The organism is Bowdeniella nasicola (assembly GCF_900107735.1).
Lineage (GTDB): Bacteria > Actinomycetota > Actinomycetes > Actinomycetales > Actinomycetaceae > Bowdeniella > Bowdeniella massiliensis.
On sequence record NZ_FNQV01000004.1, the window covers coordinates 202892 to 211626 of the forward strand.

Below are 8735 nucleotides of genomic sequence, written 5' to 3' on the forward strand. Positions count from 1 at the left end.
CTCCTTCTCGTCTACGTTGAACGGGCACCTCGTTGATCTGAATTGTACGTGGCGCAATGTGTCCGAAGCCGAACTATCCTCAGCGCGCCCCACGCGAGAACAAAAATGGCGCCCTGCACGGCGGCCATCGTCGCTGAGGTGGCAGCGTCGGTGACATAGGCGAGCCAGAACCCCGCGGCGGCGGAGGCCGCGGCGATGACGAGCGAGATCGCGAGCATCTGCGGGACGGTGCGCGCTATGAGCAGCGCTGTGGCGGGCGGGACGATCATGAGCGCGACGACGAGCACCGCACCCGCCGCATTGAACGCCGCGACGACGGTCAGGGCGACGAGCGCCATGAGCGCATAGTTCAGCGCGCTCGTCGCCACCCCACGAGTGCGGGCGTAGCCCTCGTCGAAGGTCGCGGCCGCAAGCGGGCGGTAGGAGATGAGCAGGAAGAGCGCGTTCAGCGCGAGCACCCCGAGCAGCAGGCGCAGGTAGGTCAGATCGAACGCCGCGAAGTTGAGATCGCCGACGATGACGGCGTCCTCGTGCAGGTGCACCTTCGCAAAGCGCGTCGAGATGAGGATGATGCCAACGGAAAACAGGCCCGGGAAGATGAGCGCCTGATCGGCGTCCCCGGTGATGCGCCCTGTCGAACGCAGCCATTGCGCGCCGAAGACGACGAGCATCGCGGCCGCGCCCGCCCCAAGGATGAGGAAGGGCGAGTTGATGGAACCGAGCACGAGCGCCGCGAGCACGATGCCCGGCAGCGCGGCGTGACTCATGGCGTCCACGAGCATCGACTGCCGGCGCAGCACGAGGAAGGTGCCGGGCAGCGCGCACATGAGCGCGGTCGCGAGCGCGAGCACGAAGACGGTCATGGCGAAGCTCATAGCGCCGCCCGCCTCAGCACGGACCGCCCCGGCGCGAAAAGGAGACTAAGCGCCAGGGCGGCCGTGAGAACGAGGACGATCACGGGGCCCGTCGGCACCTTGCCGAACGCGACGGACAGGTAACTGCCGATGAGCGCGCCGCCCGCGCCGATCGCCGCGGCGAGCGCCACCATCGTGTGCAGGTGGCGCGTGAACTGCCGGGCTGCGGCGGGCGGGATCGCCGCGAGCGCGACCATGAGGATGAGGCCGACGGCGCGTACCCCGACGACGACCGCGATCGCGACGCCGACGAGCAGCAGCGGGGAGACGAGCCGCGCGCTCACGCCCGCGACGCTGCCGGCCACCGGGTCGATGACGTGCACCGCGAGCGCCCGATACCCGAGCGCGAGGCCCACGGAGATGAGGACGGCGAGCACGGCGATGGTGCGCACGTCGGAGGTTGTGAGCAGCGAGGCGTTGCCGAAGAAGTAGTCCTTCAGCCCGCCGCGCCCGCGCAGGCTCGAGCGCTCAATCACCCGCAGCAGGATGAGGCCCGTGCCGAAGAACAGCGCGAGCATCACCGCCATCGCCGCGTCGATCCCGACGCGCGTGCTCGCCGCGATCCGGTCAGCGAGCACGGCCGCGAGCGTGCCGATGAGCACCGAGCCGATGACGAGCAGCCACAGCGAGCGCCCGTCGACGCCGAGCACCGCGGCGCCGATGAGGAAGGCGAGCATGACGCCCGTCGTCGCCGCATGCCCGATGACGTCGGACATGAGCGTGCGCTGTCGCAGGTAGATGAAGCAGCCCATCGCGCCCGCGAGCGCCCCGATGAGCGTGCACCCGAGGACCATCTGCCGGAAGGTGTGCGTCGCGAGGAAATCGGCGAGGCTCAGCACGTCGTGCGCACCCCCGCGAGCCCGTAGGTGCGATCGATGAGCGCTCGCGTGAAGACCTCGCCGACGGGCCCCGCGGCGACGACGCTACCGTCGATCAGCGCGACCTCGTCGCACAGCTCGGGGATCGTCGCAAGGTCGTGGTGGACGATGACGACGGTCTTACCGGCCGCGCGCAGCGAGCGCAGAACGCGCGTGATGGCGTCCTGGCTCGCGACGTCGACCCCGGCGAAGGGCTCGTCCATGAGGTAGAGGTCCGCGTCGTGCGCGAGGGTGCGCGCCAGCAGCGCGCGCTGGCGCTGGCCGCCGGAGACCTCCCCAAGCGAGCGGTGCGCGAGGTCGTCGAGCCCTACGGCCGCGAGCGCCTCGTGCGCTGCCGCCCGATCCGCGCGCGAGGTGCGCGCCCACCAGCGCCGCGCATCGAACGTGCCGAGCAGGGCCACATCGAGCAGGGTCGCGGGATAGTCGCGGTCGATTGAGGAGTGTTGCGGCAGATAGCCGACGCGATGGCGCACCCGCGCGAACGGTTCACCGAGCACCCGCACGGACCCGCCGCGCGTCGGCACGAGGCCGAGCGCCGCCTTGATGAGCGTGGACTTGCCGGCGCCGTTGGGGCCGACGACGCCCATGATGACGCCGGGCGGCACCGCCAGGTTCGCGTCGCGCAGTGCCACGACGTCCTGGTAGGCGACGCTCAGGTGTGCGATCTCAAGCGCAGCCACGGCTACTTACCCGTCAGGCCCGCGACGATCGCGTTCGTGTTGTGCTCGATAACACCGAGGTAGGTGTCCACGGGCGAGTGGTCGCCGAGCGAGTCGGCGAAGAGTTCCTTATCGGAGACTTCCACCTCCCAGCCCTTCGCGCGCACGGCCTCCTTCAGCGAGGTGATCGCCTGCGGGTTTTTCAGGTTGTCTTGGAAGATCGTCGGGATCTTCTTGTCCGCGATGAAACTCGCGAGTTCGTCGAGTTCGGCCGCCGAGAGCTGCGATTCGCTCGTGACGAAGTCGGTCGCGCGAATGTCGAGCTTGAAGACGGCCCCGTAGTACTGGAAGGCGTCGTGGCCGGTGATGAGGTGGCGCTGGGCGGCGGGGATCGCGGCGAGCTTGGCCTTGGTTTCAGTCTTGAGCTTGGCGATCTCGTCCTTGAAGGCCTTGGCGTTCGCGGCGAAGGTCTCGGCGTTATCGGGCTGGGCCTCGGACAGGCGCGTGGCGATCTGGTCGACGACGTCGGACCAGATGTCGGGCGAGTTCCAGATGTGCGGGTCGTACAGGTCGTTGCCATCGTGGTCCTTCTCGGGCCACGGCAGGAGCTTGGACTGGTCGATCTTCTCGCCGACGGCGAGCTGCTTATCGCCAAGGGAGCGGAGCTGGTCTTCCATCATGGCCTCGAGGTACAGGCCGTTCCAGATGACGAGGTCGGCATCACGGAGCTTTTCGACATCCTTGGTCGAGGGCTGGTAGGTGTGCGGATCGCCGCCGGGCTTGACCATGACCGTGACGTCCGCGTCCGGCGCGATTCGCGCGACCGCGTCGCCGAGGTAACCCGTCGTAGCAAAGACCTTGAGCGCAGCGCTCGAGCCCTTCTTATCGGCGGCATTCGGCGAGCAGGCGGACAGGGCAATGACGACCACGGCGAGCAGCGCCGCAACCAGACGTTTCATGAGTGGTGATCCTCCACAATGAGCGAGACGGGTGAGTGTAAGCACAACCTAACATATGAGTTTCGGGTAACCGAAATATTTCTCGAATCGCGAAGTTCTACGATGCTTACGTGTCCTGTCTTGCAGCCTCCCGCCCGGCTATCGTGCCGGTGCTCGCACTGCTTGCCGTGACGGCGATCTGGGGCTCCACGTTCTTCCTCATTAAGGACCTGCTCGCGACGGTGCCGCCGCTCGATTTCCTCGGTGTGCGCTTTGCCGTCGCGGCCCTCTTCATGGTGGCGATCTGGTGGCGGCGGCTCGCCGCGCAGTCGCGCGAGGCGTGGCGCAACGGGCTGGCCCTGGGGGCGATTTATGCGCTCGCCCAGATCGCTCAGACATGGGGACTCGAGCGGACGCCGGCGTCGGTGTCGGGATTCGTGACCGGAATGTACGTCGTCCTCACCCCGATCGTGGTGTGGGCAATGACCCGGATATCCATTCCGCGCACGACTCAGCTCGCGGTCCTGATTGCGACCATTGGGCTCGGCGTCTTGAGCCTCAAGGGCTTTTCGCTCGGGATCGGCGAGAGTGCAACGTTGCTCGGTGCCGCGCTGTACGCCCTGCACATCGTGCTGCTCGGGCGCTGGGCCGTGGGCATGGATGCGATCGCCCTGGCTGGCATGCAGATGATCTCGCTCGCCGCGATCTGCCTCATCGGCGCCCTGCCCGGCGGCGTGAGCGTGCCCCCGAGCGCCGGCGGTTGGGCCTCGCTGCTCTACATGGCGATCGCGGCGAGCATCGGCGCGCTCGTGCTACAGACCTGGGCGCAGGCTCGCATCAGTGCGTCGCGGGCAGCGATCATCATGACCGCGGAGCCGGTATTTGCCGCGGCATTCGCGGTAGCGTTCGGCGGCGAGCACGTCACTGGTCGGCTGCTTGCCGGTGGCGCACTCATCTATCTCGCGATGCACATCGCAGAGCGGCCGCCAAAGTGGCTAGCGCGGGTGCTCGCGCGGCAGTAGGTCCTAGTCTTCGCGCCCCGGACGTTGTCGGGCCCGCTTGATGGAGCTGCGGTTCTTCTTTGCGGTGAGTCGGCGCTCGATTGAGCCGCGCGTCGGTCGCGTTGCTCGCCTTTTCGGTGGTGGTGGCATGAGTGCCGTTCGGAGCAGCTCGGCCATCCGCCGTCGAGCCTCGGTTCGGTTGCGGTGTTGGCTGCGCTCCTCGGAAGCGTCAACCGTCAGGACATCGTCAACGAGCCGCGCTGAGAGGTTTTTTCGGATCCGGGCGCGCTGTGTTGCGGTAAAGGCTGGCGACTCGGCGATGTTCAGGCTGAGCTGGACGCGCGAATCCGTGGTGTTCACACCCTGCCCGCCCGGACCCGAGCTGCGGGAGAACTTTTCGCTCAAGTCCTGGGCGGGCACGATGAGCCCGTCCGGATTACCAGGGCTGGGCTGAATATAGAGGTCGGGCATTAGGGCAATGGCCGCCGGCGGCGACGCGCCGCGATGGCCTTGGCCGCTTCGAAGCAGACCTTGCGCAGGAGTTGCTCGTAGCGTTCGGGATCCATGACGCCAACCCGGCCGGAGACGCTAAACGATGCGATGGGGATGCGCGCCGGGCTCATGACCGGGGCCGCAATGCAGTTCAGTCCCATCATGATTTCTTGCCGGTCGTAGGCGATATTCGTTTCACGAATCTCGATGAGCTCTTCCCGGAGCTGCTCCGGATCGGTGATGGTGTGGGGTGTCCACGCCTGGAGATCCCCGGCGAGCACCTGCTCCATCGCGTCATGGTCGTAAGCGAGCATCATCTTGCCAACCGCCGTGCAGTAGGCCGGAGCTCGGCCGCCAATACGCGAAGGCGAGGACACCTTGAACTGCGCGTGCAGCTTGTTCAGGTACATGACTTCGTGGCCCGCGAGCACGGCGAGGTGCACCGTCTGACGCGTTACTTCAAAGAGTTTCGCGAGGTAGGGCGTCAGGACTTCGTTGAGCAGATCGATATGCGGAGATGGTGGGGGTTCGGCGAGATCGAACAACATTGGGCCGAGGCGATATGAACTACCCGCGCGCTCGACCGCTCCATTTTTTGCGAGGATGCCAAGAAGACGGAATGCCGTGGATTTTGACAGGTCGCAGCGTCGCGCAAGTTCGGAGACACCGACACCTACCGAGCCTTCGTCACCGAACGCTCGAAGAAGTGCCATCGCTTTATCAACAGCGGTTCTCGTATCGCGCGACGTCATCGTTGCTCCTTCGGTAAAAATCTCTTCCCATTATCCCCGATCCATCCTCCTCCAATCTGCGAAGTCGGCCACCATTCTCTGGGCAAGACCCCGACGACTTTGTCTTCGATCGAATCGCGCATTTGCGCGGCCAAGATCATCCTCTTATTGCCCGCATGAATCCCATGTAGTCATCTCTTTCAAGACGGGCGGCGCCCTGTCTCCACATGATCCACTCCGGATTGTCTTCCTATATACGCAGATCCGATTAGGATTCCTATTTTTCTTGTGGTGTTCGCCGGATTTTCCCCACGACCGTGGGGAGGAGAACAGGTTCAGGACCAGCGGCGCGCAGCGGATCATCCCCGCTCACGCGGGGAGCACTCCTGCAACGCCCAGACAGTCATGGGCCCGAACGGATCATCCCCGCTCACGCGAGGAGCACGGCGGGCGTATCCAGGTCGAGGGCCTCGACTTCGGATCATCCCCGCTCACGCGGGGAGCACCAGACATTCTCGCGGGCCTCTCGTGGACGGACCGGATCATCCCCGCTCACGCGGGGAGCACGCCGTCTCGGTCGATGGTGCGGATCGTGTTACCGGATCATCCCCGCTCACGCGGGGAGCACCCCGGCACGTACGTGAATCCGCTCGCTGCCGCAGGATCATCCCCGCTCACGCGGGGAGCACTCACGAGGTAGAGGGCCATATAGAGGTCCCCGAGGATCATCCCCGCTCACGCGGGGAGCACGGGTGCCCATTTCGGGCGGAGGTGGTGGTTTGTATCGCTCCGGGGATAATGGAGGTAGGGAGATTGGAAGGAGGAGATTCTCTCTTGCCAGTAAAGTACACCGACGAGTTTAGGGCTCGTGCAGTTGAACTAGTTGTTCATGCCCAGGCCGATCCTGCAACCGCCACCGGCGCGATCGGTCGTGTGGCAGCTGAGCTTGGTGTCAACAAAGAGACCTTGCGGGTGTGGGTGCGTAAGTACAAAGCCTCGGGTCGTAGCACGCCAGCAGAATCGATCGATTTTGAGACAGAGAACCGCAGGCTTCGGGCCGAGCTGGCCGAAGCTAAGAGGGCCAATGAGATCCTGCGCCGGGCTTCGGCTTTCTTCGCGGCGGAGCTCGACCGCCCATCAAAGTGATCGTCACCTTCATTGATGAGAACAAACACGAGTTTGGAGTCGAGCCAATCGTGCGTGCCCTGAAAGGGACTGCTGCACGGATTGCTGTGAGCTCGTATTACGCTTACAAGAAGCGTCAGCCATCGGCCCGGGCCCGTCGGGACCAGGCGCTCATGGCCTGTATCCGGGGTCTGCTGAAGGTTTGCTTGAGTCCGGGGTTCATGCCGCCAAAGCGACGGCATCCATCATTATGCTCTCGAACTCGACCGGTGTCAGCTTCCCCAGCCGACGCTGCCGACGTTTGCGGTGATACCGCGCCTCGATCCAGTGCACAATCGCGAGCCTGAGCTCCTCACGGGTGCCCCACGACTTTCGATCGAGCACGTTCTTCTGCAACAGACTGAAGAACGATTCCATCGCCGCGTTATCTCCACACGCGCCCACTCGCCCCATCGAGCCCCGCAAACCCGAACGTTTGAGCGCGTGTTGGAAGCTCCTGCTTCGAAATTGACCTCCGCGGACGCCCTTCTAAGTGTCAAGCAGCAATCTGCGTCTGGTTGATGACCGCGGTGCGAGCTTTCAGAGTGTAAAACATTTCTCGTGCGAGATACCGTTTCACACATCTGAGGGCCTCCATCTTCGAGTGCCCCTCGGAGAGTTTCTTCGCAACATACTCTTGTGTTCTCGGGTCGGTTCGAAGTCTGCCGATTGCGATGATATGCAGAGCAGAGTTTGCTTGCCGGTCACCACCCCTGTTGAGCCGATGCCGGTGGGTCTTTCCCGATGATGCTGGGATCGGGCTCACTCCACACAGTGCTGCGAAAGCGGCTTCTGAGGTGAGCCGTTCTGGGTTATCACCGGCGGTGATCAACAGTTGTGCTGCGGATTCATACCCTACTGCTGGTTTGTTGATGAGGTCTGGGGCGAGATGATCGACAATGTTTTTGATCATGACATCCAGATCAGCGATCTCATCAGTGAGCTCAAGATACCGCCTCGCAAGGGTCTTCAAAGCGATCTTGTAAGCACCAGAAACATCACGATATCTCGTGAGGTCAGGCCGCCACGCAGCAAGCGTTCGAACCAGTTTCATACGGGTAAGGTTTCGAAGCTGATCACGAAGCTCGTCTGGCGCTGACACAATGTTCATGCGAATCATTTGCAGAGCGACACGCCTGGCCGCAACCGCTGTTTTCCGTGATACTTTCAGCACCCGCAAAGACTCGACGAGCCCGTCACGGGTTTTCGGTGTCACGGCGCGCACCCGGGCATAGGCTGCGTGAGCAGCGTTCTCAGCATCGAGGGTGTCGTCTTTGCCTTTGCGCCGTCGGAGGGCTTGGTCTGGGCCAGTGACTTCGAGTACTTCGATATCTTGTGCGTGGAGGTAGCGCAACAGGCCTGCCCCATAGGTGCCGGTGCATTCCACACCGATACGAGCGATTTGACCGAATGAGCGTAACCATTGCACGAGCTGTTTATACCCGTGCCGGGTTGTTGGGAAACTCTCCGTCCCGATCACCCGGTCGTGTTCGTCAACAACTGCTGCGACGTGTAATTCCTTATGTGTATCAACCCCACCGACGACAGCGTTGGGAAGATGAGTAGCCATGATATTCCTCCGATCGATATTTATTTGGGTTGCTTTCGTATCGACCGGTAACCTGGACAAGACAGTAAAGAGAAAAGGTGTTCAGGCCCTTCTTGAGTCACATGGTCACGGCGAGGCGAAAGCCTCGCCGTGAGTGTTCTCGAATGGTCGACAGGTCCGAGGAAAGACACGCTGGTCGATCAGAATGTGAGTCAGAACCTTTCGGAAGCACTCACGGCACCTGACCGGCTGTTCTGGGTCGATCGCTGTGTGGGTCAAACCATTCAAGAAGACCAGGCACCTCTATTCTTACTGTCGGAATGCACGATGACGCCTGTCGGGTAGCCGCGCTGCATCAGCGCGTTCTCGAGCGCCCTCACTGCAAGTGACGCTTTCATGCGCTTATCGA

9 protein-coding genes, 1 pseudogene, 1 CRISPR repeat array and 1 other annotated feature are annotated in these 8735 nt (G+C 63.5%); of the genes and pseudogenes, 2 read left to right on the forward strand and 8 right to left on the reverse strand.

What is annotated here, in order from left to right:
- Positions 1-11: 11 nt before the first annotated feature.
- Genes BLU67_RS04405 through BLU67_RS04420 form a run of 4 tightly spaced genes read right to left on the reverse strand, consistent with a single transcriptional unit; the run spans position 12 to position 3410 of the window.
- Entirely contained in the window at positions 12-863 is an 852-nt protein-coding gene (locus BLU67_RS04405; RefSeq protein ID WP_261977027.1) for a metal ABC transporter permease, read from the reverse strand.
- Positions 864-871: 8 nt separating this feature from the next.
- Positions 872-1753, reverse strand: a complete 882-nt coding sequence (locus BLU67_RS04410) for a metal ABC transporter permease (RefSeq protein WP_222842376.1) — start codon at positions 1751-1753, stop codon at positions 872-874.
- On the reverse strand, positions 1747-2472 hold the full coding sequence (locus BLU67_RS04415) for a metal ABC transporter ATP-binding protein (protein ID WP_092562712.1): 726 nt from the start codon (positions 2470-2472) through the stop codon (positions 1747-1749). The genes BLU67_RS04410 and BLU67_RS04415 overlap by 7 nt, the downstream gene beginning before the upstream one ends.
- A 2-nt stretch (positions 2473-2474) precedes the next feature.
- The gene (locus tag BLU67_RS04420; RefSeq protein ID WP_092562715.1) at positions 2475-3410 is read right to left on the reverse strand and encodes a metal ABC transporter substrate-binding protein; all 936 of its coding nucleotides are present in this window, start codon (positions 3408-3410) and stop codon (positions 2475-2477) included.
- Between the two features lie 110 nt (positions 3411-3520).
- On the opposite strand from BLU67_RS04420, the gene BLU67_RS04425 reads away from it, so the two are divergent.
- Positions 3521-4411, forward strand: coding sequence for a DMT family transporter (locus tag BLU67_RS04425; protein ID WP_092562718.1), 891 nt, complete (start codon positions 3521-3523; stop codon positions 4409-4411).
- Between the two features lie 3 nt (positions 4412-4414).
- On the opposite strand, the gene arfB is transcribed toward BLU67_RS04425, so the two are convergent.
- Complete coding sequence (gene arfB / locus BLU67_RS04430; RefSeq protein WP_092562721.1) at positions 4415-4861, reverse strand: alternative ribosome rescue aminoacyl-tRNA hydrolase ArfB; 447 nt, start codon at positions 4859-4861, stop codon at positions 4415-4417.
- Positions 4861-5634 (reverse strand): IclR family transcriptional regulator, encoded by a 774-nt coding sequence (locus tag BLU67_RS04435; RefSeq protein ID WP_092562724.1) that lies wholly within the window; start codon positions 5632-5634, stop codon positions 4861-4863. Before BLU67_RS04435 ends, arfB begins: the two co-directional genes overlap by 1 nt.
- 335 nt (positions 5635-5969) lie before the next feature.
- Positions 5970-6363: direct repeats of the CRISPR family, unit length 28 nt; unit sequence GGATCATCCCCGCTCACGCGGGGAGCAC.
- Positions 6364-6447: 84 nt separating this feature from the next.
- Between BLU67_RS04435 and BLU67_RS04440 the strand changes: the two genes are divergently transcribed.
- A complete protein-coding gene (locus BLU67_RS04440) occupies positions 6448-6759 on the forward strand; it encodes a transposase (RefSeq protein WP_176780695.1) in 312 nt (103 codons plus the stop codon).
- Positions 6720-6836 (forward strand) — a sequence feature (AL1L pseudoknot). Its footprint overlaps the gene before it by 40 nt.
- A gap of 121 nt (positions 6837-6957) precedes the next feature.
- On the opposite strand, the pseudogene BLU67_RS04445 reads toward BLU67_RS04440, so the two are convergent.
- Positions 6958-7257 (reverse strand): annotated as a pseudogene (locus tag BLU67_RS04445) (IS3 family transposase); the annotation flags it as partial.
- A 16-nt stretch (positions 7258-7273) separates the two neighbouring features.
- Entirely contained in the window at positions 7274-8347 is a 1074-nt protein-coding gene (locus tag BLU67_RS04450) for an IS110 family RNA-guided transposase (protein ID WP_092562727.1), read from the reverse strand.
- Positions 8348-8735: the final 388 nt, after the last annotated feature.